Here is a 24787-nt window from a genome sequence, read left to right as displayed (position 1 = left end):
TGCCCATCAGCTTCGACACGGCACCGAGCGGGTGCGGGCCCGAATGCCCGCAAAGCTTGGCCATGCTGAGAACCCGCGCCGGACGTCGACGGGGTTTCCTTTCACCCGATCAGATATGGATCGGCTTGCCATAGGCTGCGGCCATGGCAGCCTCGCGCATGGCTTCGGAGAGCGAGGGATGGGCATGGCTCGTCAGCGCGATATCCTCAGCCGATCCGCCGAACTCCATGATGAGCCCCGCCTCGACGATGAGGTCGCCGGCCTGCGCACCCAGAATATGGCAACCGAGAAGCTTGTCGGTCTTCGCATCGACCAGCATCTTCACGAAGCCGTCGGTCGCCAGCATCGCACGCGCACGGCCATTGGCCATGAAGGGGAACTTGCCGACCTTGTATTCGATGCCGGCCTTCTTCAGCTCCTCCTCGGTCTTGCCGACGGAGGCGACCTCGGGCGCTGTGTAGACCACCGAGGGAATCGCGTCGTAATTGACGTGGGCGGACTGTCCGGCCAGCTGCTCGGCGAGCGCCACGCCTTCGTCCTCCGCCTTGTGGGCCAGCATCGCGCCGCGCACCACGTCGCCGATCGCATAGATGCCGTCGACACTGGTCTTGAAGTGCTCGTCGATCTCGACGCGGCCCCGATCATCGGTCTTCACGCCGGCGTTCTCGAGCCCCAGATTCTGGGTGAACGCCCGACGTCCCGTGGCGACGAGAACCACGTCGGCCTCAAGCGTCTCGCTGTCGCCACCCTTCGCCGGCTCGAAGGTCACCGAGGCACCGCCGCCCTCGTGCTTCTCCACGCCCGTGACCTTGGCGCCCAGCTTGAACGTGATGCCCTGCTTGACGAGCAGCTTCTGGAACGAAGTCGACAGTTCGCCGTCCATGGGGCCGAGCACCTTGTCGAGATATTCGACCACGGTGACCTTCGCGCCGAGGCGCGACCAGACCGAGCCGAGCTCGAGGCCGATGACGCCGCCGCCGACGATGATCATCGTCTCGGGCACGCGTTCGAGCGCGATCGCCCAGTCGGACGATACGATCGTATCGGCATCGAAGGTGAGGTCGACACCTGGAATGCCGGAGACTTCCGAACCCGTGGCGATGACGATGTTCCTGGCGGACAGGGTCTCGCTCGAACCGTCGTCTTTCTCGACCTTCACCGAGCCCTGCGCCTCGATCGAGCCGGTACCGATATACCCGTCGACCTTGTTCTTCTTGAACAGGTAGGCGATGCCGTCGACGTTCGACTTCACCGTCTTGTCCTTGTGGCTCATCATCGCCGGCAGATCGAGTTCCGGCGACACCTTGATGCCGAGCTCGGCATAGTGATGACCGGCCTCGTGGAAGCGCTCGGAGGCGTGCAGCAGGGCCTTGGAGGGAATGCAGCCGACATTGAGGCAGGTGCCGCCGTAGGTCTTGCGCTTTTCCACGCAGGCGACCTTCATGCCCAGCTGCGCCGCCTTGATGGCGCAGACATAACCGCCAGGGCCGGAGCCGATGACGACGAGATCGTAGGTTGGGGTGTCAGCCATGAAAATGCTTTCGGACAGTGCGAGATGGGCGCCGGGCCCGGTCGGCTCGGCGTGAGGCTCGATGGACGCCGGATCAGAGATCCAGGATCAGGCGCTCGGGGTCCTCGAGGCTTTCCTTGACGCGGACGAGGAAAGTGACCGCTTCCTTGCCGTCGACGATCCGGTGATCGTAGCTGAGGGCCAGATACATCATCGGACGGATGACCACCTGCCCGCCGATCGCCATCGGACGCTCCTGGATCTTGTGCATCCCCAGAATGCCGGACTGGGGCGCATTGAGGATCGGCGTCGACATCAGGGAGCCGTAGACGCCGCCATTGGTGATGGTGAAGGTGCCGCCCTGCATGTCCGAGACGCCGAGCTTGCCGTCGCGCGCGAGCCGCGCCAGGCGCCCGAGCTCCTTCTCGACCTCGGCGATCGTCATCCGGTCGGCATCCTTGATGACCGGGACGACGAGCCCCTTATCGGTGCCGACGGCCATGCCGATATTGCAGAAGTTCTTGTAGACGATCTCGTTGCCGTCGATCTCGGCGTTGACCGCCGGAATCTCCTTGAGCGCATGGCAGACGGCCTTCGTGAAGAAGCCCATGAAGCCGAGCTTCACGCCATGCTTCTTGTCGAAGAGATCCTTGTACTTCTTGCGCATCTCCATGGTCGCGGTCATGTCCACCTCGTTGAAGGTGGTCAGCATCGCGGCCGTATCCTGGGCGCTTTTCAGGCGCTTGGCGATGGTCTGGCGAAGCCTTGTCATCTTCACGCGCTCTTCGCGCGCGCTCTCGTCCGGCGCGGACGCTGCCCGCTGCGGCGCCGCCTTCGGCGTCTCCTGCGGGCTCGAGGGCGCCGCACGCGAAACCGCTTCCAGAACGTCGCCCTTCAGGATCTGGCCGTCGCGTCCCGATCCCGTCACCTTATCGGCGGACATGTCGTTCTCGGCCATCATCTTGCGGGCGGACGGTGCCGGCGGGCGGCTCGATCCCTCGGCCTCGCCACCCTTGTCGCCGCGGGCCGGCGCATCCGAGTTCTGGTTCGCGCCCTCCGGCGAGCGGTTGGCGACGGCCGAGCCGCTGCCGTCACGGCTCGATCCGCCGGACGCGCCGTCCTCGATCTTCATCAGAAGGGCGCCGACCTTGACCTCATCGCCTTCGGAAACGGCCAATTCGCGGATGACGCCGGCTACCGGCGACGGCACTTCCTGCGCGGCCTTGTCGGTTTCGAGCTCCAGGAGAGCCTCGTCCACCGCGACCGTGTCGCCGACCTTCTTGAAGATCGTGCCGACGGTCGCTTCGGTGACCGATTCGCCGGCGGAGGGGACGACGACCTTCGTCAGGCTTGCGCCGCCCTTCGCTTCACTCTTCGATCCACCCTGTTCCGAATCCTGCGTGTCCGACTGGCTTTCATCGCCATATCCGCCCGAACCGGACGATGCAGCAGCCTCGTTCGCCTTGCCGGAGGGCCGTTCGGTGGCCTCGGAGGACGCGGTGTCCCCGGCGCCTTCCCCTTCGCCGATCGTACCGATCAGGGCTCCCACCTCGACGGTCTCGCCTTCCTTGACGACGATCTCCTGAAGGACGCCGGCGGCGGGCGCCGGAACCTCGACGGTCACCTTGTCGGTCTCGAGCTCGACCAGCGTCTCGTCCTGCTCGACATGGTCGCCGACCTTCTTGAACCACTGGCCGATGGTGGCTTCGGAGACGGATTCGCCGAGGGTCGGAACTTTGATTTCGGTGCTCATGGTAAAGGTCTTTCGGCGTCTTGATAGGTTCGGATCGGTGAAACGTAGGGGGGGGTCGGATCTTATCCGAGCGCCTCTTCGAGGAAGGCTTCGAGCTGCTTGACGTGGATCGACATGGTGCCGGCGGCCGGCGATGCGGCAGCCGCCCTGCCGGCATAGCGCACACGCGTCTTGGCGACGCCGATATGTTCGAGCACCCATTCCAGATAGGGGTCGATGAAGGACCATGCGCCCATGTTCTTGGGCTCTTCCTGGCACCAGACCATTTCGGCCTGCTTGAAGCGGGAAAGTTCCTTGATCAGCGCCTTTGCCGGGAACGGATAGAGCTGTTCGAGCCGCAACAGGTAGACATCGTCGATGCCGCGCTTCTCGCGCTCCTCGTAGAGGTCGAAATAGACCTTGCCCGAGCACATCACGACGCGGCGGATCTTGTCGTCGGACACGAGCGTCGTTTCGGAACCCTCGATCCGTTCCGCATCGTCCCACAGAAGACGGTGGAAGCTCGTATCGCCCGCCATTTCGTCGAGCGTCGAGACCGCGCGCTTGTTCCTGAGCAGCGATTTCGGCGTCATCAGGATCAGCGGCTTGCGGAAGTCGCGCTTCAGCTGGCGCCGCAGGATGTGGAAATAGTTCGCCGGCGTGGTGACGTTGGCGACCTGCATATTGTCTTCGGCGCAGAGCTGCAGGAAGCGTTCGAGGCGCGCGGAGGAATGCTCGGGCCCCTGGCCCTCGTAGCCATGCGGCAGCAGCAGGACGAGACCCGACATGCGCAGCCACTTGCGCTCGCCCGACGAGATGAACTGGTCGATGACGACCTGGGCGCCATTGGCGAAATCACCGAACTGCGCTTCCCAGAGGGTCAGGGCGTTCGGCTCGGAAAGCGAATAGCCATACTCGAAGCCGAGCACCGCTTCCTCCGAGAGCATCGAATTGACGACCTCGTAGATCGCCTGGCCTTGCGAGATGTGGCCGAGGGGAATGAACCGATCCTCGGTTTCCTGATCGTACAGGACCGAATGGCGCTGGGAGAAGGTGCCGCGCTCCGAATCCTGGCCGGAAAGACGGACCGGATGGCCTTCGGCGACCAGCGATCCGAACGCCAGGGCCTCGCCCGTCGCCCAGTCGATGTTCTCGCCGCTCTCGATCATCTTGGACCGGTTGTCGAGGAAGCGCTGGATGGTGCGGTGGACGTTGAAGCCCTCCGGCACCGCACAGAGCTTGGTGCCGATATCCTTCAAGGTGGCGAGCGGCACGCCGGTGGCGCCGCGGCGCGGCTCGTCCTCTTCCTCGGCGCGACGAAGGCCGGACCATGCACCGTCCAGCCAGTCGGCCTTGTTCGGCGAGTAGGACGAACTGCCCTCGAACTCGTCGTCGAGCGTCTTGCGCCACTCGGCGATCCGGTCGTCGACCTCCTGCTGGCTGATCAGACCTTCGGCCACCAGTTTCTTGGAATAGATCTCGAGCGTCGTCGGGTGCTCGCGGATCACCTTGTACATCTTGGGCTGCGTGAACGCAGGCTCGTCGCCCTCGTTATGGCCGTACCGGCGATAACAGAACATGTCGATGACGACCGGCTTGTGGAACTTCATCCGGAATTCGATCGCGATCTTCGCGGCGTAGACCACCGCTTCCGGATCGTCGCCATTGACGTGGAAGATCGGCGTCTCGACCATCTTGGCGACGTCCGAGGGATAGGGCGAGGAGCGCGAAAAACGGGGATTGGTCGTGAAACCGATCTGGTTGTTGATGATGAAGTGGACCGAACCGGCGACCCGGTGACCGCGCAGCGCGGACAGGTTGAAGCATTCCGGCACGACGCCCTGGCCGGCGAATGCCGCATCGCCGTGCAGGAGCAACGGCAGGACCTTGGCGCGGCTTTCGAGCGGCACCGCCTCGGTGCGCTTCGAGCCGGCGATCTGGTCCTGCTTGGCGCGCGCCTTGCCCATGACCACCGGATCGACGATCTCGAGATGGGATGGGTTCGCCGTCAGTGACAGGTGGACGTGATTGTCGTCGAAGCTGCGATCGGACGACGTTCCCAGATGATATTTCACGTCGCCCGAGCCCTCCACGTCCTCGGGCTTGTAGGAGCCGCCCTTGAACTCGTGGAAGATCGCGCGGTGGGGCTTGGCCATCACCTGGGAGAGGACGTTGAGGCGGCCGCGATGGGCCATGCCGAGGACGATCTCCTTCAGGCCCAGCTGGCCGCCGCGCTTGATGATCTGCTCGAGCGCCGGGATCAGCGCCTCGCCGCCGTCGAGACCGAAGCGCTTGGTGCCCTTGTACTTGACGTCGAGAAACTTCTCGAAACCATCGGCTTCGATCAGCTTGTTGAGGATCGCCTTCTTGCCCTCGCTGGTGAAGGTGACGCCCTTGTCGGGTCCTTCGATCCGCTCCTGAAGCCAGCCCTTCTCGACCGGGTTCGAAATGTGCATGAATTCGACGCCGAGGGTGGAGCAGTAGGTGCGCGTGAGAACGTCCAGCATTTCGCGGATGGTCGCGAACTTCATGCCGAGAACGTTGTCGATGTAGATCTTGCGGTCGTAATCGGCTTCCGTGAAGCCGTAGGTCTTGGGCGACAGCTCGTTATAGTCGTCGTCGGGCTGGTTGGCGATGCCGAGCGGGTCGAGCTTGGCATGCAGATGGCCGCGCACGCGGAAGGCACGGATCAGCATCAGGGCGGACACCGAATCCTGACGGGCACGGTTGGCGGCCTCCTCGGTGATGCCGACGCCCTGCTTCTGGGCCTCCTTCTTCACCTTGGTGTCGATCTTCTGCTCGACCTGACCCCAGTCGCCGTCGAGTGCGGAGACGAGTTCGCCATTGGCCGCGATCGGCCAGTTCTGGCGCTCCCAGGATGGCCCCGAGGCGCTCTTGCGCACATCGGCCGTCTCGTCCTTCAGGCCCTTGAAGAACGCGGCCCACTCGCCATCCACGGACGCGGGATCGTCCTCGTAGGATGCATAGAGCCTTTCGATGTAATCCGCGTTGCCGCCGTAGAGAAACGAAGTTTCGGCGAACACTTCGTTGGCGTCATCATTGCGTGCCATGGGCGTCTTATCGCGAGGTTGCGGGACCCCGCCTCCTAACTCTCGTGAAGGACAAGCGAGGCTCCGCCTGTCTCGTAACCTGTACATGACGGCGATCCGTCGTGGCCGGGTACAACCCTGTGCCATTTCGAGAACGCCGTAAAGCTCATTCGTTTCGGCAAATGGGTAGAAAACGGGTCACAGACAATGCCGCTCCCCAGCTTTCCCCCATGCCGTACCGGCGATCCTGCGATCAGCCCTTCAAAAGTTCGACGAGGGTCCTGCCGAGTTGCGCCGGCGACGGCGACACGCGGATCCCGGCCGCCTCCATGGCTGCGATCTTGTCCTCCGCGCCGCCCTTGCCGCCGGAGACGACCGCACCGGCGTGTCCCATCGTCCGACCCTTCGGGGCGGTGCGGCCGGCGATAAAGCCGACCGTCGGCTTGGCGCGACCCTTGCGCGCCTCGTCGGCGAGGAACTGGGCGGCTTCCTCCTCGGCCGAGCCGCCGATCTCGCCGATCATGATGATCGACTGGGTCGCGTCGTCGGCAAGGAACATTTCGAGCATGTCGATGAACTCTGTGCCCTTGACCGGGTCGCCGCCGATGCCGACCGCGGTCGTCTGGCCGAGTCCCTCATTGGTGGTCTGGAACACCGCCTCGTAGGTCAGGGTGCCGGAGCGCGACACGACGCCGACCGAGCCCTTGGAGAAGATGCTGCCGGGCATGATGCCGATCTTGCACTCGTCCGGCGTCATGACACCCGGGCAGTTCGGCCCGATGAGACGCGACTTCGAGGCGTCGAGCCGGGCCTTCACCCGCACCATGTCGGACACTGGAATACCTTCGGTGATGCAGGTGATGAGATCGATACCTGCATCGATCGCCTCCTCGATGGCGGCGGCAGCGCCTGCGGGCGGCACGTAGATGACGGAGGCGGTCGCGCCGGTCCGATCCTTCGCTTCGGCAACGCTCGCAAAGATCGGCAGTTCGGTGCCGGACTTGTCCCCAGCGCCCGCACCGGCCGTCCAGTTCTCGCCGCCCTTCTTCGGGTGGATGCCCGCGACCATCTGCGTGCCGTGATAGGCCAGCGCCTGCTCGGTGTGGAACGTTCCGGTCTTGCCGGTGAGGCCCTGCACGATGATCTTCGTGGACTTGTCGATGAGAATGGACATGGATGCTCAAGCCTTTGCTTATGCCAGGAAATCTTCGATAAAAGGATTGCAGACCCGAACGTCGCCGTAGGTCTGCCCGTGGTTGAGGTCTTCGGTGTAAACGAGATCGAGCCCCGCGCGAGACGCTGCGATGAGGATCAACCCATCCCAATGGGAAATGCCGTATCGGTTCGCCTTCTTCAGAGCTTCGACGACATCGTCGGGCGACAACGCCACGACATTATCGTCTCGCAATGCCGCAACCCAGGCGAGTGCCGTCTCTGCCGGGTATGAGAACTTCCGGCGCATCACGCTGTAGAGTTCCAACATGACCTGCGTCGATGTCACGACGGCCCGCGTCTGCATGAGATGACGAGCAGTGTCTCGCTTCGATGGATCGGGCGCCATGACATCTGCGGCGTACGCAATGATGTTGGTATCAAAGAAGGCCGCGTTCACGCAGCACCTCATCATAGAGCGCACTGCGATCCAAGGGAGGCTCGGATCGCCGATCGCTCAAGCGACCATCGCCGCAGGACCGATCTGCCGAATCGAACAGACGCCCCCAGATTTCCGCCCGGCTCGCCTGCTTAGTCTCCCGACCAATTTCCTTTTCCAGAAAATCCCGAACCATCGCATTCACGCTTGTCCGCCGCATGGCGGCAAGAACGCGCGCCTTGTCGAGCAGCTCTTCGTCGATCGCGAGGGTGATGTTCTTCGTCATGGCCATTTCGTCCACACCGGATATGCGCTCCACATATCCCGTGTGATCCGAGAGATCAACCGTGACGATCCTCGAAAGCCCAATCTGCGTCCTGCACCATAAGAAAAAGGGCCGCCCTTTCAGGCAGCCCTTCATCAACTTCAGCGCTGTTCGAGATGCAGCTTACTCGGCCGCGTCGTCGATCTGGGTCAGGAGATTGTCGCTCTCCACCATGTTCGCGGCCTTGCGGCGATCCTCGATGATGAGGTCGTCGCGCGAGGTCGCGATGCGGCGGATCTGCGTCATCATTCCGCCGGTCCCGGCCGGGATGAGACGCCCGACGATGACGTTCTCCTTCAGGCCCTGCAGCGTATCCATCTTGCCGGCGACCGCGGCCTCGGTGAGGACGCGGGTGGTCTCCTGGAAGGAGGCCGCCGAGATGAAGGACGGCGTCTGCAACGAGGCCTTGGTGATGCCGAGGAGCACCGGGTTGCCGGATGCGGGCTTGCGACCGTTCTCTTCCAGCTTCTCGTTCAGCTCGGCCAGCTCGATCCGGTCGACATGGTCGCCCGGAATGTAGGTCGAGTCACCCGACTCGGTGATTTCGACCTTCTGCAGCATCTGCCGGACGATGACCTCGATATGCTTGTCGTTGATCAGAACGCCCTGCAACCGGTAGACTTCCTGGATCTCGTTGACGAGGTAGCTCGCCAGAGCCTCCACGCCCTTGATGGCCAGGATGTCGTGCGGCGCCGGATTGCCGTCGAGGATGTAGTCGCCCTTTTCCACGAAGTCGCCTTCCTGGAGATGGAACGGCTTGCCCTTCGGGATCAGATATTCGGCAGGCTCGACACCCTCTTCCGCCGGCTCGACGATGATGCGGCGCTTGTTCTTGTAGTCGCGTCCGAACTTCACCGTGCCGTCGATCTCGGCGATGATCGCATTGTCCTTCGGCTTGCGGGCCTCGAACAGTTCCGCAACGCGCGGCAGACCACCCGTGATGTCCTTCGTCTTGGCGCTTTCCATCGGAATACGCGACAGGACGTCACCCGCCGAGACCTTCTGACCGGGCTCGACGGACAGGATCGCGTCCACCGACTGGAAGTAGCGGGCATCGTTTCCGCGCGCGAGCTTCAGGATCTCGCCATCCTTGCCGAGGATCTTGATCGCGGGCTTCAGGTCGGTGCCGCGCGGGCTTGCCCGCCAGTCGATGACCGCACGCTTGGTGATGCCGGTCGATTCGTCGGTCTGCTCGGTGACGGAAACGCCATCGACCATGTCCTCGAATTCGATCGTTCCTTCGAGCTCGGTCAGGACCGGGCGCGTATAGGGATCCCACTCGGCGATACGCTGGCCGCGGCGCACGCTGTCGCCATCGTCCACATAGACGCGCGAACCGTAGGTGACCCGGTGCGAGGCACGCTCCTTGCCCTTCTCGTCGAGAATGAGGATCGCCATGTTGCGGCCCATCGCGACGAGATTGCCCTCGGAGTTGCGGACGACGTTCCGGTTCCGGATCGCCACCTTGCCCTCGTAGGACGCCTCGAGGAACGACGAATCCACCACCTGCGCCGTTCCGCCCATGTGGAACGTACGCATGGTGAGCTGGGTGCCCGGCTCGCCGATCGACTGCGCCGCGATGACGCCGACGGCCTCGCCCATGTTGACGGGCGTACCGCGTGCCAGATCTCGGCCGTAGCACACGCCGCAGATACCGGTGCGGATCTCGCAGGTCAGCGCCGAACGGATCAGGATCGACTGGATGCCAGCCGCCTCGATCACCTCGACATCCGGCTCGTCGATCATCCGGCCCGCCTCGACGATCACGTCGCCGGTGAGCGGGTGGAGGATGTCGACGAGTGCCGTACGGCCGAGAACCCGCTGGCCGATGGACGCGACCACCTGGCCGGCGTCCACGATCGGCTGCATGGTCAGGCCGTTCTCGGTGCCGCAATCGGTCTGCGTGATGATGCAGTCCTGCGCCACGTCGACGAGACGACGCGTCAGATAACCGGAGTTCGCGGTCTTCAGCGCCGTATCCGCGAGGCCCTTGCGGGCGCCGTGGGTGGAGTTGAAGTATTCGAGAACGGTCAGGCCTTCCTTGAAGTTCGAGATGATCGGCGTCTCGATGATCTCGCCCGAGGGCTTGGTCATCAGGCCGCGCATGGCCGCCAGCTGGCGCATCTGGGTCGGAGACCCGCGGGCGCCGGAGTGCGACATCATGTAGATGGAGTTCATCTTCTTCTGACGACCGTCCTCGTTGAACTCGATCGCCTTGATGCGTGCCATCATCTCGTCGGCGATCCGGTCCGTGCACTTGGCCCAGGCGTCGACGACCTTGTTGTACTTCTCGCCCTGGGTGATCAGGCCGTCATTGTACTGCTGCTCATATTCCTTCGCGAGCGCCTGCGTCTCCTCGATCATGCCCTTCTTGGTCTCGGGGATCAGCATGTCGTCCTTGCCGAACGAGATGCCGGCGAGGCAGGCATGCTTGAAGCCGAGCTGCATGATCTGGTCGCAGAAGATCACCGTCTCCTTCTGGCCGCAGTGGCGATAGACCGTGTCGATCATCTTCGAGATCATCTTCTTGGTCATCAGCTGGTTGCAGACGTCGAAGGGAACCTGATGGTTCTTCGGCAGAAGCGCGCCCGTCAGCATGCGGCCGGGGGTCGTCTCGTGGATCTGCGACACCGGATTGCCGTCGGCGTCGATCGTCTTGAAGCGTCCCTTGATCTTCGAGTGAAGCGTCACCGATCCGTTGTAGATCGCATGCTCCAGTTCGCCGATGTCGGAGAAGACCATGCCTTCGCCGGGCTCGTTCTCGTTCATGATCGAGAGATAATAGAGGCCGAGCACCATGTCCTGCGACGGCACGATGATCGGCGCGCCGTTGGCGGGATGCAGGATGTTGTTGGTCGACATCATCAGGACGCGGGCTTCGAGCTGCGCCTCGATGGAGAGCGGCACGTGGACCGCCATCTGGTCGCCGTCGAAATCGGCGTTGAACGCGGTACAGACGAGCGGGTGCAGCTGGATCGCCTTGCCCTCGATCAGAACCGGCTCGAACGCCTGGATGCCGAGGCGGTGAAGCGTCGGCGCGCGGTTGAGCAGAACCGGATGCTCGCGAATGACCTCGTCGAGAATATCCCAGACTTCCGGACGCTCCTTCTCGACGAGCTTCTTGGCCTGCTTGACGGTGGAGGAATAACCCTTGGCGTCGAGACGGGCATAGATGAACGGCTTGAACAGCTCGAGCGCCATCTTCTTCGGCAGGCCGCACTGGTGCAGCTTCAGCGTCGGACCGGTCACGATGACCGAGCGGCCGGAATAGTCGACGCGCTTGCCGAGAAGGTTCTGGCGGAAGCGGCCCTGCTTGCCCTTGAGCATGTCGGACAACGACTTCAGCGGACGCTTGTTGGCACCCGTGATGACGCGGCCGCGGCGGCCATTATCGAACAGGGCGTCGACGGCTTCCTGCAGCATGCGCTTTTCGTTGCGCACGATGATGCCGGGCGCGCGAAGCTCGATCAGGCGCTTCAGGCGGTTGTTGCGGTTGATGACGCGGCGGTAGAGATCGTTAAGATCGGACGTGGCGAAGCGGCCACCATCAAGCGGCACCAGCGGGCGCAGGTCGGGCGGGATCACGGGAACGATCGTCATGATCATCCATTCGGGCCGGTTGCCCGACTCGATGAAGTTCTCGACGATCTTGAGGCGCTTCATCAGCTTCTTGGTCTTCAGCTCCGAAGACGTCGCGGCAAGCTCCTCGCGCAGCTTGGTCGCGATCTCCTCAAGCTCCATGGAGCGCAGCAGCTCCTGGATCGCCTCGGCGCCTATCAGCGCCGTGAACTGGTCCTCGCCGAACTCGTCGACGGCGAGCATGTACTCTTCCTCGGAAAGCAGTTGTGCTTCCTGAAGCGTCGTCAGGCCCGGCTCGGTGACGATGTAGTTCTCGAAGTAGAGAACCCGCTCGATGTCCTTCAAGGTCATGTCGAGCAGCGTCGCGATGCGGCTCGGCAGGGACTTCAGGAACCAGATGTGGGCGACGGGGGCGGCCAGCTCGATATGGCCCATGCGCTCGCGGCGCACGCGCGAGAGGGTAACCTCGACGCCGCACTTCTCGCAGATGATGCCCTTGTACTTCATGCGCTTGTACTTGCCGCACAGGCACTCATAGTCCTTGATCGGGCCGAAGATGCGCGCGCAGAAGAGACCGTCGCGCTCGGGCTTGAACGTGCGGTAGTTGATCGTTTCCGGCTTCTTGATCTCGCCGAACGACCAGGACATGATTTTTTCAGGGCTCGCCAGCGAGATACGGATCGTATCAAACGTCTGCGCGGCGACCTGCGGGTTGAAGATATTCATGACCTCTTGGTTCATGGCTATTCTCCTTCGAGGCTTTCGCCTTCTAATAGCGATGCGCACGGGCGACCGCTGAAATTTATCCGATACGCGAACGCTGGCACGCCTGCTTCTCGCAGACATGCCAGCGGGTTGACCGCCTCAAACGGCGGCCTTGGTATCGCGCGGCCTTATTCGGCCGCGTCCGGAAGTTCCTGCACGCCGCCGGCATTCTCCGGGTTCAACGCAAGATCCACATCGAGGCCCAACGAACGCATTTCCTTGACGAGAACGTTGAAGCTCTCCGGAATGCCCGATTCGAACGCGTCGTCGCCGCGAACGATCGCCTCGTAGACCTTGGTGCGGCCCGCGACGTCGTCGGACTTGACCGTCAGCATCTCCTGCAGCGTGTAGGCCGCACCGTATGCTTCGAGGGCCCAGACCTCCATCTCGCCGAAGCGCTGTCCGCCGAACTGCGCCTTGCCGCCCAGCGGCTGCTGGGTGACGAGCGAGTAGGGTCCGATCGAACGGGCGTGGATCTTGTCGTCCACCAGATGGTGCAGCTTCAGCATGTAGATGTAGCCGACCGTCACCTGACGGTCGAACGGCTCGCCGGTCCGCCCGTCATACAGCGTGACCTGCCCGGACCCGTTGAGCCCGGCCGTCTCCAGCCACTCCACGATGTCCTTCTCGTTCGCGCCGTCGAAGACCGGCGTCGCGATCGAGACGCCCTTCGACATCTGCTTGGCGAGCGTGATGACGCTGTCGTCGTCGTAGTCCTTGACCTTCTCGTTGCGTTCATTGTCGCCGAGAAGGGCCGAGATCTCCGCCCGAAGCGGCTGCGCGTCGCGGCTTTCGTGGAAGGATTCCAGCATCGCGCCGATCTTCTTGCCCATGCCGGCGCATGCCCAGCCGAGATGGGTTTCGAGAATCTGACCGACATTCATGCGCGAGGGCACGCCGAGCGGATTCAGCACGATATCGGCATGGGTGCCGTCCTCGGTGAACGGCATGTCCTCGACGGGCACGATGCGCGAGACCACGCCCTTGTTGCCGTGACGGCCGGCCATCTTGTCGCCGGGCTGGATCTTGCGCTTGACGGCGACGAAGACCTTCACCTGCTTCATGACGCCCGGGGGCAGCTCGTCGCCGCGCTGGACCTTCTCCACCTTGTCCATGAAGCGGGCTTCGAGTGTCTTCTTCGCATCGTCGTAGACGCGGCGCAGATCCTCGAGTTCGCCCTGGACCTTCTCGTCCTCGACCGCGAACATCCACCACTGGGAACGGGGATATTCCTCCATCACCTCCTGAGTGACGTCCGTGCCGCGCTTCAGCCCCTTGGGGCCCGCGATCGCCTGACGGCCGGACAGCATTTCGATCAGACGTCCGTAGACGTTGCGGTCGAGAATCGCCTGCTCGTCGTCGCGGTCCTTGGCGAGGCGCTCGATCTCCTCGCGCTCGATCGCCATGGCGCGCTCGTCCTTCTCGACGCCGTGGCGGTTGAACACGCGGACCTCGACGACCGTGCCGTAGGTGCCTGGCGGCATGCGGCTCGACGTGTCGCGCACGTCGGAGGCCTTCTCGCCGAAGATGGCACGCAGGAGCTTTTCCTCCGGCGTCATCGGGCTTTCGCCCTTAGGCGTGATCTTGCCGACAAGGATGTCGCCCGGCTGGACCTCGGCACCAATATAAACGATGCCGGCCTCGTCCAGATTACGAAGCGCTTCTTCCGAAACGTTCGGAATGTCGCGCGTGATCTCTTCCGGTCCAAGCTTGGTATCGCGCGCCATGACCTCGAACTCCTCGATATGGATCGAGGTGAAGACGTCGTCGGAGACGATGCGCTCGGACAGGAGGATCGAATCCTCGTAATTGTAGCCGTTCCAAGGCATGAACGCGACGAGCACGTTCCGGCCGAGAGCGAGATCGCCGAGATCGGTCGAGGGACCGTCGGCGAGGATATCGCCCTTCTCGACCCGGTCACCCACGGAGACCAGCGGGCGCTGGTTGATGCAGGTGTTCTGGTTCGAACGCTGGAACTTCATCAGGCGGTAGATGTCGACGCCGGAGCGCCCCGCCTCGAGGTCTTCGGTCGCCCGGATGACGATGCGGGTCGCATCGACCTGATCGACGACGCCGGTGCGGCGCGCACCGATCGCAGCGCCCGAATCGCGCGCGACGATCGATTCCATGCCGGTCCCGACGAACGGCGCCTCGGCGCGCACCAGCGGCACGGCCTGACGCTGCATGTTCGAGCCCATGAGCGCGCGGTTCGCGTCATCGTTCTCGAGGAACGGGATAAGCGCGGCCGCGACCGACACGAGCTGCTTGGGCGACACGTCCATCAGATCGACGTTCTCGCGCGGCGTCATGAAGACGTCGCCCGAGTGACGGCAGACGACGAACTCGTTCTGGAACGTGTTGTCCTCGGTCAGGATGGCGTTCGCCTGGGCGACGTGATGCTTGGATTCCTCCATGGCCGACAGATAGACGACCTCGTGCGTCACGACGCCGTCGACGACCTTGCGGTACGGGCTTTCGATGAAGCCGTATTTGTTGACGCGGGCAAATGTCGCCAAGGAGTTGATCAGGCCGATGTTCGGGCCTTCCGGCGTCTCGATCGGGCAGATGCGGCCGTAATGGGTCGGATGGACGTCACGGACTTCGAAGCCGGCGCGCTCGCGCGTCAGACCGCCGGGTCCGAGCGCCGAGAGACGACGCTTGTGGGTGATCTCCGACAGCGGATTGGTCTGATCCATGAACTGCGAAAGCTGCGAGGAACCGAAGAACTCGCGCACGGCGGCGGCCGCCGGCTTGGCGTTGATCAGATCCTGCGGCATGACGGTGTCGATCTCGACCGACGACATGCGCTCCTTGATCGCGCGCTCCATGCGCAACAGTCCGACGCGGTACTGGTTTTCCATCAACTCGCCGACGGACCGCACGCGGCGGTTGCCGAGATTGTCGATGTCGTCGATTTCGCCGCGGCCGTCGCGAAGGTCCACCAGCGTCTTCACGACCGCCAGGATGTCTTCCTTGCGCAGGGTGCGGACCGTATCCTCGGCATTGACGTCGAGGCGCATGTTCATCTTCACGCGGCCGACGGCCGAGAGATCGTAGCGCTCCGAATCGAAGAACAGCGAATTGAACATGTTCTCCGCGGTTTCCATCGTCGGCGGCTCGCCGGGACGCATGACGCGGTAGATGTCGAACAGCGCATCCTGGCGCGTCTCGTTCTTGTCGACGACCAGCGTGTTGCGGATGTAGGAACCGATGTTGACGTGATCGACGTCGAGCACGGAGATGGACTCGTAGCCGGCATCGATCAGGACCTGAAGGGTCTTCTCGTCGATCTCGTCGCCGGCTTCGAGATAGACCTCGCCGGTTTCGAAATTCACGATGTCCTCGGCGAGATAGTTGCCGTAGAGCTCCTGCTCGGTGACGCGGAACGCCTTCACGCCCTGCTCGGCGAGCTTGCGCGCCTGCCGGGCCGTGATCTTCTTGCCGGCCTCGACCAGCACTTCGCCCGAATCGGCGTCGATCAGGTCGGTGACCATGCCCATGCCGCGCACGCGCTCGACGGAGAACGGCGCACGCCAGCCCTGCTTGTCCTTCCGGAACTCGACGAAGTCGTAGAAGGTCGACAGGATCTCCTCGCCATCCATGCCGAGCGCCATCAGAAGGCTCGTCACGGGGATCTTGCGGCGGCGATCGATGCGCGCGTGGACGACATCCTTGGCGTCGAACTCGATGTCGAGCCAGGATCCGCGATAGGGAATCACGCGGCCGGCGAACAGCAGCTTGCCCGACGAATGCGTCTTGCCCTTGTCATGGTCGAAGAACACGCCCGGCGAACGGTGCATCTGCGAGACGATCACGCGCTCGGTGCCGTTGACCACGAAGGTGCCGTTGCCGGTCATCACGGGCATGTCGCCCATGTAGACGTCCTGCTCCTTGATGTCCTTGACGGACTTCGCGCCCGTATCCTCGTCGATATCGAACACGATGAGGCGCAGCGTCACCTTCAGCGGCACCGCATAGGTGAGATCGCGCTGGCGGCATTCCTCGACGTCGAACTTCGGCGGTTCGAACTCGTATTTGACGAATTCGAGCATCGCCTGGCCCGAAAAGTCGGAAATCGGAAAAACGGATTTGAAGACGGCCTGAAGGCCGTCATCGGTGCGGCCGCCTTCGGGCTCGTCGATCATCAGGAACTGATCGTAGGAGGCCTTCTGGACCTCGATCAGGTTCGGCATTTCCGCAACTTCCGGAATATGTCCGAACACTTTGCGAACGCGCCTGCGACCGCTGAACGTCGTCGTCTGTGACATCGTCGCTCCTCTCGTAATGGTTCGCCCTTGACCAGGGGGCTTTCAATCTCATCTCCCTTCCGGGAGAATCCCATGCGCCGGCAATGCGCGCGGGACGAACGTCAAACGAAGCCTCAATGCACCCGAGGCCCTGCGTTTTCACACGGCTCCCAATCGCGGGAGCCGTCTGAAAACGCTTCGTCGAAGCCTGCCGATCGCCGGGCTTCCGTCAGCGTTCGAAGCACCGCCCTTCGTGGCGAGACCTCTTTTCCAGCACGGAAGGCGGGACGGCATTGCGCCGTCCCGCCCCGTTGAAACAATCTGTTTCAGCGCAGCAAAAGCCGCACTTACTTGAGCTCGACCTTGGCGCCGGCCTTCTCGAGCTGTTCCTTGACCTTGTCGGCCTCGGCCTTGTCGACGCCTTCCTTGACGGGCTTGGGCGCGTTGTCGACGAGGTCTTTAGCTTCCTTCAGGCCGAGACCCGTGAGAGCGCGGACTTCCTTGATGACGTTGATCTTCGAAGAACCGGCATCGACGAGCATGACCGTGAACTCGGTCTGCTCTTCGGCAGCCTCAGCGGCCGCACCACCGCCGGCAGCGGCGACGGCGACGGGAGCTGCTGCGGACACGCCCCATTTTTCTTCGAGCATCTTCGACAGTTCAGCCGCCTCGAGGACGGTCAGGGCCGAAAGGTCTTCAACGATCTTTGCAAGATCAGCCATGATAATTTTCCTTTACGATTCGAACTTGAGTTGGAGCAGCGAGGAACCTTGACCTCACGCCGCTTCGTCCTTCGTGGCATACGCGTTGAAAACCCGGGCGAGCTGGGCCGCCGGGGCCTGAACGACGGCTGCGATACGGGTGGCCGGGGTCTGGATCATGCCCACGAGCCTTCCGCGCAGTTCGTCGAGCGACGGCAGGTCGGCCAGAGCCTTCACACCGTTCGCATCAAGCGTTGTGGTTCCCATGGCACCACCGAGAATGACGAGCTTGTCGTTCTTCTTGGCGTACTCGTTGGAAACCTTGGCCGCTGCAATCGGATCGCTCGAATAAGCGATCAGGGTCTGGCCCTCGAACAAGTCCGAGATGCCTGCAGCGTCCGTGCCTTGAAGAGCGATCTTGGCAAGGCGGTTCTTCGCGACTTTGACGGTTCCACCGGCTGCGCGCATTTGTGAACGAAGATCGTTCATGTTCGCGACCGTGAGTCCGGCATAGTGGGCCACGACGACGACACCAGAATCCTTGAAGGTCTGGTTGAGTGCCGTGACGAATTCGCGTTTTTCCGCTCTTTCCACTGCCTCTCTCCTGTTTGGCTTCAGGTCCTCATGCGAGGGTTGACGGAAGCCGGTTGCCTTTACGCCGCTTTCGAAGGGGACCTTCGAAACGACGTTCGGAGATCCTGTCCCCCTGGCCGAAATCGTTCACGCTCCATGCGGAACCGAACGACGGCGCAAGGCATTCAGAGGTTCGAACCGACGGGTCGGGATCGCTCCCGAAACATCGGACATCACCCCGTCTCATGAAGGCTTTCGGACGATTAAGAGCCAACCTTCCGGCTGGCCCGCCTTACAATCTCGGACAGGCACTTGAGGAGGCGGCCGAAACCACCTCCCTTGTCATCCGGGTCGCCCCGGAATTTTGTTCACGCGTGAGCAACGCATATAGACGCGAAGCTCGCCCGTTGAAAGGCCACGGCCTCGATCAGGCGCCGGCGCCGGTGTTGACGCTCGAGGGCTCGACCTTGACACCCGGGCCCATGGTCGAGGTGATCGCCACACGCTTGACATAGGTGCCCTTCGCGCCGGCTGGCTTCGCCTTGTTGACCGCATCGGCGAACGCGCGGATGTTTTCCGCGATCTTGGCCGAATCGAAGCTCGCCTTGCCGACGCCGGCATGGACGATGCCGGCCTTCTCGACGCGGAACTCGACGGCGCCGCCCTTGGACGCCTTGACGGCGGCCGTCACGTCCGGCGTCACCGTTCCGACGCGCGGGTTCGGCATCAGGCCGCGGGGACCCAGAACCTTGCCGAGACGACCGACGAGAGCCATCATGTCGGGCGTCGCGATGGCGCGGTCGAAATCGATCTTGCCACCCTGAACCTGCTCGACGAGATCTTCCGCGCCGACGATGTCGGCGCCCGCCGCACGGGCTTCGTCGGCCTTGTCGCCACGCGCGAACACGGCGACGCGAACATCCCGGCCGGTCCCGTTCGGGAGATTGACCACACCGCGAACCATCTGGTCCGCATGACGGGGATCGACGCCGAGATTCATGGCGATCTCGACGGTCTCGTCGAACTTCGTCGAAGCGGCGCGGGTCTTGATCATCTCCACCGCCTCGTCGAGACCGTAGAGCTTCTCGCGATCGATACCTTCGCGGTTTGCGCGGACGCGCTTTCCAATCTTTGCCATCGTGTTAACCCGCAACCTCGAGACCCATGGACCGCGCCGAACCTTCGACCATCGCCATGGCGGCGTCGATATCGTTCGCGTTCAGATCCTGCATTTTCTTTTCGGCGATCTCACGCACCTGGTCGCGCGAGATCTTGCCGGCGGATTCCTTCCCCGGAGCCTTCGAACCCGATTTCAGGCCGGCGGCCTTCTTCAGGAAATAGCTGACCGGAGGGGTCTTCATCGCGAAGGTGAAGGACTTGTCCTGGTAGTACGTGATGACGACCGGGATCGGGGAGCCCTTTTCCTGCTCCTGGGTCTGCGCGTTGAACGACTTGCAGAACTCCATGATATTGATGCCACGCTGACCGAGCGCGGGACCGATCGGGGGCGACGGGGTCGCCGATCCGGCCGGAACCTGCAGCTTCAGCTGGCCCGCAATTTTCTTAGCCATTCTTTCTGCCTTCTGTTTTCAGGGCCCGCTGCGCTTCGGCATGCGGGCGTTCGCAGTTCGCGGTCCGGCTTGCAGGGCCTGGCTTCGAAAAGTCCCGGCTCGCCTCCCGCGTTCGACCGGAGCGTTAAGGCGCTCCGACGATCGGTCAGACCTTTTCGACCTGACCGAATTCGAGATCCACCGGCGTCGCGCGCCCGAAGATCGAAACTTCCACCTTGAGGCGAGACCGTTCGTCGTCGACCTCCTGCACGATGCCGTTGAACGAGGCGAACGGACCGTCGGACACCCGCACCTGCTCGCCGATGTCGAACATCACGGTCGGCTTCGGACGATCGACGCCCTCCTGAATGTGACTCAGGATCTGCTCGGCTTCCTTCTCGGTGATCGGCACCGGCCGGTTGTCGGGACCAAGGAACCCGGTGACCTTCGGCGTGTTCTTGATCAGCGAGAACACCTTGTCGGTCAGCTCGGCCTTGACCAGGACGTAACCGGGGAAGAACTTGCGCTCGGCGTTCACCTTGCGACCGCGCCGCACTTCGACGACGTTCTCCTTCGGCACGAGGATCTTCTCGAACTTGTCGGACAGACCCTTCTGCCGGGCCTGCTCCTCGATCGACTCCGCGACCTTGTTCTCGAAGTTCGAATAGGCGTGAACGATGTACCAGCGAGCGACCATTAAATTACGAAAACTCCTGCAGTCGCTTTTGTCTCAAGCGCCAACATTATCAAGATTTGGATTTCAGGCGCCGGCATTCATGATGAAGCCGACGGCATAGCCGAGGACCAGATCTGCGACGAAGAAGAACACGGCCGCGAAGGCCACCATGATGAAGACCATGATGGTCGAGATCGTGGTCTCGCGCCGCGATGGCCATGTGACCTTCGCGGTTTCGCTACGCACCTGCTGAAGAAACTGGAATGGATTGGTTTTGGCCATGCTCACTCGACTTGGTGTTCGATCGACTGTTTCCGTCACGAACAAAACGCGTGCAGGCCGTCATCGACCCCACGCGTGATAGGTTTCGCATTCATTTATACGTCTCGGCCGCGATTCACAAGGGGGTTCGGAAATCGACCCGGCCATGCGGGAAAGGCGATGGCAGGGGCAGTAGGGCTCGAACCTACGACCTGCGGTTTTGGAGACCGCCGCTCTACCAACTGAGCTATACCCCTATCGCGGCTGACCTCATAGAGCGATGGAAGGCCGACTGCAAGCCGAATCCGACAAGGAGCGCGGCAAGGCGATCGAAATCCGGTGGATCCTCCATCGGCGGGAGCTTCCGGTCAGGCGGACCGATCGCCCTTCGAGGCACGTTCGATGGCCTTTTCCTTCCGCGTCCTCGGCTTCAGGTCGCGCAGGAACCGGTCGAGGCGTCCCTGCAGGCGCGTCAGCGAGAACAGGCGTTCGATCGCAACGCTCGTGTTCTCGGCACGGCTAGCCAGCACTTCGAGCCCCGTGGCGGCGATATCGGAGCCCGAAATGTCGGGAAACCGGCGGCCGAGTTCGGCATAGGCGTTCACGGGTTCGATCCCCGCCATCTGAAGCCGGCCCGAACGGGCGAGAAGACGCAGGCACGTCTGCTCGTAGATCCAGTCGTGGTCGGCGAAGAGCTTCCACTGCAGCGAACGCTTTGCGGTGAAACCTTCGAGATGAACCTCGCAGCTTGTCGTCTCGGCCAGCCATACGGCCAGGGCGAAGCCGCTCGTCGGCTTGTGGCTCAGCGGGTAGAAGCGATCGAAATAGGCGGCGAGCTGCAATTGGCCCGCGCGCCGCCCGCCGAATTCCTCGGCGCCGCTGAATCGTTCGCCGTCGTCGCAGGCGAGATTGAGAACGCCCGCGAACCGATCCGGCGGAAAGAACCGGAGAATGTCCGCGACCTCGCGGCGGTAGACGATGTTGGCGCCGACCGGGCTCGAGCGCGCGACCAGCAGTGCGTTCTCGGCAAAGGGCGCGTCGAGGACCTTGTAGACCTTGTTGAAGAAGACGTAGAGCGCATCGCGTCCATGCCGGCGCACGGCGGCCGCGATCTCGACCGCATCGCTGTTGGCGATCAGCACGATACGCCGGTAGCCTTCGAAATATCGCTGCCATTCGTCCGGCCGCGCGAACCACTGCGCCATGTCGTCGTCCTCGCCGGTCGGCCCGATCGGACCGTCAGAACCCTATCGCTGCTGGACGTGGAGCGTCCGGTCGCGCGCGGCGAACCATTCGTCGGCGTAATCGTCGTTCTTGTACTCGTCGAAATAGGGACCGCCATCGGTGAAATGGACGTTCTTGGCATCCGGATTGTGATCGTATTCGTTCACCAGCCAGTTCCATTCCGCCGGAAGCGCGCCGATCTTGTCGTCTCCGTCGAGCCATTTGAACTGGTGCAGTTCGAGGCCGGTCGCCGTGTTCACGAAATCCGGCGTCAGCGCCTTGCATTTGGCATTGTTGAACAGGATGACGCTCGACCAGTTCTTCTTCTCGTACTTGGTCTGCGTCTGGCCGAGGAACTTGGTCTCCACCTTCGGCACGTAGTCGTGCTTGACGCACATGACGGAACAGGCCTCGTCGCGCAGCGCCCACAGTTCGGCGATGTCGACGCGCATGAGCATGTCGCAGTCCATGAACAGGCTCCAACCCTCGAAACCGCTCAGATAGGGCACCAGGAAGCGCGAGAAGGAAAACTCGGTCGACTGAAGGGAATTGCGCTCCCGGGTGAAGATCCCTTCCAGATTGGACAAGACGATCGGCATGAACTGCACAGGCATCGTCGATTTCTCGAGAATGCTCTGGGCCAGCACATGATAGGCGACGACTTCCTTCGTGTCGAAACCGACAAAGACGCGGGCAACATCATGTGACATGGGGGGATCTTCTTTCATTCTGTCTTCGTCTCAGGGCGGTCGCGTGAGGCGGAACCGGTCCGGCCGAGGCGGTCGAACGCCATCAGATGCCCGACCCTCGAGGGCTTTCGCCGAGGGCTCGGATATATCGTGAAAGCGCGATTGTCTTCAAGACCGATCTTGCCAATTCGCCGCCGCGCCGCACCTTTCCGAAACGACCCGCCCGAATAGATCGCGCCCCGTGGTGTCGGCCGGTCGATCAACAGAACATGCGTGACGAGCTTTGGAAACCGAGACAGCCGACACACTCGAACCGATCGAGATCATCAAGGAAAAGCGTCATTCGTCGTTCTGGCGGTGGCGTATCGCACGTCAGGTCGAAAAAGCGATCGCTGATCCCGCGGCCGCGCGCGCCCGCGTCCAGGCCTACGCCGCCAGCCTGTCCGGCAGGCTTCCGGGCGAGGATGCCGGCGCCGTCATCCTGGCCGCCTGCGACGAGCGCTACCTGAAAGCGTTCGCACGCCCCCTCCTCCTCTCGCTGGAACGCCAGAACGAGCCCCAGGCCGTCCACCTCCACCTTTGCAAACCGTCAAAGGCCTCGCTCGACCGCCTTGCGGACTTGGCCGCCGCCCTGTCGAACGTGCGCCTGACCTGGACGATCGATGGGTGCGACCTTGCCCGCGGCTTGCCCTTCCGCACCGTCTATCTCGCCGCCGCGCGCTTCTTGGTCGCAAGCCTCGTCATCGAGAGGACGCGGGCGCCGCTCCTCTGCATCGACATCGATACGATCGCCAATCGTCCCGTCTGGCCGACCTTCGACGCCGCGCGCGAGGGCGCCGACATCGTCGTGATCCAGCGCAGGGACGAAACCAGCGATACGCGGCGCGTCCGCGCCGGTGCCTTCGGCATCAATCCGACGCCGGACGGGCTGGGCTTCGCGCAGGCGCTGTCGGCCTCGATCGCCGCGATCCTTCCCAAGCGGCCGCGATACCATCTCGACCAGATCGTGATCTTCTATCTGATGACGCGGCTCGCCAAACGCGGCAATCTGAAGATCGCCGACATGCCGTCCGCCCTGTCCAGCTTCGATTTCGACGAGGACGCCGTGTTCTGGATGGCGAAGGGCTGGAAAATGAAGAATTCTTCGATATTCCAGGACGCTTCCGCGCAGGCCGATTCGACGTTCCCGGACATTTGAGACCGAACCCCATGCCGATACCATGCCCTCGCCTTGCCGCAACGGTGCGGACGCCATCATGATGGACGCAGCGCACATCGAGGCATTTCGCCAGCGCCATCGGGCCTGGCTCGACAAGCTCGACCTGATCGATCGACCATGGCTGATTCTGGGCTCGGCGCCGGATCCGACCGTCCCGGACGATCTGCGTTCGACCTTCGCCCGGATCGACATCAACAATGCGGGACGCACGGCGGCGGAACTCGGCCTCGGCCGGGCTGATCTCACGCTTCGCGCCAAGAAGAAATCATGGCAGGAGCATTCGCACGTCGACACGCGCGCGCTTCTTTGGATCCACACCGCCCCCGAGATCGCGTTGCGGCTGCTGCTGCTCAACAAGCCCTACGATCATATCGGCAAGGTCGCCCGCCTGAAGCGGCGGGAGCGCGAGGCGATCGTCACCCATGTGTCCGAGGCTTCGGTCGAAGCGATCGGAGATCTCGGCAAGGTGACGAACGGCGTCGCGGCGATCTGTTACGGTCTTTTCATCGGCGTTCCGAAGATCGTCGTCGCGGGTCTCTCGCTGTCGAAGACCGGACATTCCTACGACGATCTCGGCCGCACCCGGCGGCAGATCGACGAGGATCGCTTCATTCTCGAGCGATTGAAGGATCGGCCGAACCTCTTCACCACCGAGCCCGATCTCGCGCAGGAAGCCGAGATCAAGCTGTGGCCGGGCTCCGAAGCCGCCTGAACCGGCCGCGTCGTCCCGGTGGGCGACAAGTCGCGCCGCGATTGTGTTCCCGCGCCGAAACGCGAAAACGGGCCCTCTCGGGCCCGTTCGCGTTCATCTCTTCGAGGCCGTCGGCAGCTTACGGATCGGTCTCCGATCGCCCTACGCGACGATCGAAGCCACGATGCCGGCGCCGTCACGCGAAAACGGGCCCTCTCGGGCCCGTTCGCGTTCGTGTCCACAAGGGCCGTCGGCAGCTTTCGGATCGGTCTTCGATCGTCTACTCGACGATCGAAGCCACGATGCCGGCGCCGACGGTGCGGCCGCCTTCGCGGATTGCGAAGCGCAGCTTCTCTTCCATCGCGATCGGCACGATCAGCGTCACGTCCATCGCCACATTGTCG

19 protein-coding genes and 1 tRNA gene are annotated in these 24787 nt (G+C 62.9%); 2 read left to right on the top strand and 18 right to left on the bottom strand.

Translation table 11 applies throughout. The features are described from left to right. Nucleotides 1-109 precede the first annotated feature (109 nt). The 17 genes from lpdA to U0C82_RS16210 form a co-directional block, all read right to left on the bottom strand. Nucleotides 110-1531, bottom strand: a complete 1422-nt coding sequence (gene lpdA, locus U0C82_RS16290) for a dihydrolipoyl dehydrogenase (RefSeq protein ID WP_322188545.1) — start codon at nucleotides 1529-1531, stop codon at nucleotides 110-112. A 73-nt stretch (nucleotides 1532-1604) separates the two neighbouring features. After that, nucleotides 1605-3263: a 2-oxoglutarate dehydrogenase complex dihydrolipoyllysine-residue succinyltransferase gene (gene odhB, locus U0C82_RS16285; protein WP_322188543.1), complete on the bottom strand. Its 1659-nt coding sequence runs from the start codon at nucleotides 3261-3263 to the stop codon at nucleotides 1605-1607. Between the two features lie 62 nt (nucleotides 3264-3325). Continuing rightward, the gene (locus U0C82_RS16280) at nucleotides 3326-6313 is read right to left on the bottom strand and encodes a 2-oxoglutarate dehydrogenase E1 component (RefSeq protein ID WP_322188541.1); all 2988 of its coding nucleotides are present in this window, start codon (nucleotides 6311-6313) and stop codon (nucleotides 3326-3328) included. Nucleotides 6314-6545: 232 nt separating this feature from the next. Beyond that, a complete protein-coding gene (gene sucD / locus U0C82_RS16275; protein ID WP_322188540.1) occupies nucleotides 6546-7466 on the bottom strand; it encodes a succinate--CoA ligase subunit alpha in 921 nt (306 codons plus the stop codon). 18 nt (nucleotides 7467-7484) lie between these two features. Further along, nucleotides 7485-7904, bottom strand: a complete 420-nt coding sequence (locus U0C82_RS16270; RefSeq protein ID WP_322188539.1) for a PIN domain-containing protein — start codon at nucleotides 7902-7904, stop codon at nucleotides 7485-7487. Further along, nucleotides 7885-8169, bottom strand: a complete 285-nt coding sequence (locus U0C82_RS16265) for a DUF6364 family protein (protein WP_322188537.1) — start codon at nucleotides 8167-8169, stop codon at nucleotides 7885-7887. The genes U0C82_RS16270 and U0C82_RS16265 overlap by 20 nt, the downstream gene beginning before the upstream one ends. 162 nt (nucleotides 8170-8331) lie before the next feature. Then, nucleotides 8332-12528, bottom strand: coding sequence for a DNA-directed RNA polymerase subunit beta' (gene rpoC / locus U0C82_RS16260; protein WP_322188535.1), 4197 nt, complete (start codon nucleotides 12526-12528; stop codon nucleotides 8332-8334). Nucleotides 12529-12680: 152 nt separating this feature from the next. Continuing rightward, nucleotides 12681-16820: a DNA-directed RNA polymerase subunit beta gene (gene rpoB, locus U0C82_RS16255; protein WP_322188533.1), complete on the bottom strand. Its 4140-nt coding sequence runs from the start codon at nucleotides 16818-16820 to the stop codon at nucleotides 12681-12683. Nucleotides 16821-17146: 326 nt separating this feature from the next. After that, a complete protein-coding gene (gene rplL, locus U0C82_RS16250; RefSeq protein WP_322188531.1) occupies nucleotides 17147-17521 on the bottom strand; it encodes a 50S ribosomal protein L7/L12 in 375 nt (124 codons plus the stop codon). A 54-nt stretch (nucleotides 17522-17575) separates the two neighbouring features. Then, entirely contained in the window at nucleotides 17576-18094 is a 519-nt protein-coding gene (gene rplJ / locus U0C82_RS16245) for a 50S ribosomal protein L10 (RefSeq protein ID WP_322188530.1), read from the bottom strand. Nucleotides 18095-18500: 406 nt separating this feature from the next. Then, nucleotides 18501-19211 carry a 50S ribosomal protein L1 gene (rplA, locus tag U0C82_RS16240; protein WP_322188529.1) on the bottom strand — a complete coding sequence of 237 codons (711 nt, stop codon included), beginning with the start codon at nucleotides 19209-19211 and terminating at the stop codon, nucleotides 18501-18503. Nucleotides 19212-19215: 4 nt separating this feature from the next. Continuing rightward, nucleotides 19216-19644 carry a 50S ribosomal protein L11 gene (rplK, locus tag U0C82_RS16235; protein ID WP_322188528.1) on the bottom strand — a complete coding sequence of 143 codons (429 nt, stop codon included), beginning with the start codon at nucleotides 19642-19644 and terminating at the stop codon, nucleotides 19216-19218. A gap of 145 nt (nucleotides 19645-19789) precedes the next feature. Then, nucleotides 19790-20320: a transcription termination/antitermination protein NusG gene (gene nusG, locus U0C82_RS16230; protein WP_322188527.1), complete on the bottom strand. Its 531-nt coding sequence runs from the start codon at nucleotides 20318-20320 to the stop codon at nucleotides 19790-19792. Nucleotides 20321-20383: 63 nt separating this feature from the next. Next, on the bottom strand, nucleotides 20384-20581 hold the full coding sequence (secE, locus tag U0C82_RS16225; protein WP_322188526.1) for a preprotein translocase subunit SecE: 198 nt from the start codon (nucleotides 20579-20581) through the stop codon (nucleotides 20384-20386). A 160-nt stretch (nucleotides 20582-20741) separates the two neighbouring features. Further along, nucleotides 20742-20817 (bottom strand) — tRNA-Trp (locus tag U0C82_RS16220). A gap of 111 nt (nucleotides 20818-20928) precedes the next feature. After that, on the bottom strand, nucleotides 20929-21765 hold the full coding sequence (locus U0C82_RS16215) for a 3-deoxy-manno-octulosonate cytidylyltransferase (protein WP_322188525.1): 837 nt from the start codon (nucleotides 21763-21765) through the stop codon (nucleotides 20929-20931). A 42-nt stretch (nucleotides 21766-21807) separates the two neighbouring features. Beyond that, nucleotides 21808-22494, bottom strand: a complete 687-nt coding sequence (locus U0C82_RS16210; protein WP_322188523.1) for a glycosyltransferase — start codon at nucleotides 22492-22494, stop codon at nucleotides 21808-21810. Nucleotides 22495-22756: 262 nt separating this feature from the next. Between U0C82_RS16210 and U0C82_RS16205 the strand changes: the two genes are divergently transcribed. After that, on the top strand, nucleotides 22757-23671 hold the full coding sequence (locus U0C82_RS16205) for a hypothetical protein (protein WP_322188521.1): 915 nt from the start codon (nucleotides 22757-22759) through the stop codon (nucleotides 23669-23671). 58 nt (nucleotides 23672-23729) lie between these two features. Further along, on the top strand, nucleotides 23730-24404 hold the full coding sequence (locus U0C82_RS16200) for a hypothetical protein (protein WP_322188519.1): 675 nt from the start codon (nucleotides 23730-23732) through the stop codon (nucleotides 24402-24404). 259 nt (nucleotides 24405-24663) lie between these two features. Here the strand turns inward: U0C82_RS16200 and U0C82_RS16195 are convergent. Then, a partial coding sequence (locus U0C82_RS16195) for an EF-Tu C-terminal domain-related protein (protein ID WP_322188517.1) occupies nucleotides 24664-24787 on the bottom strand: 124 nt, incomplete at its 5' end.

This window comes from Fulvimarina uroteuthidis, assembly GCF_034321785.1.
Classification (GTDB): domain Bacteria; phylum Pseudomonadota; class Alphaproteobacteria; order Rhizobiales; family Rhizobiaceae; genus Fulvimarina; species Fulvimarina uroteuthidis.
Note: the sequence above shows the minus strand (reverse complement) of the source record. Positions and strands in the feature narration are given on the sequence as shown.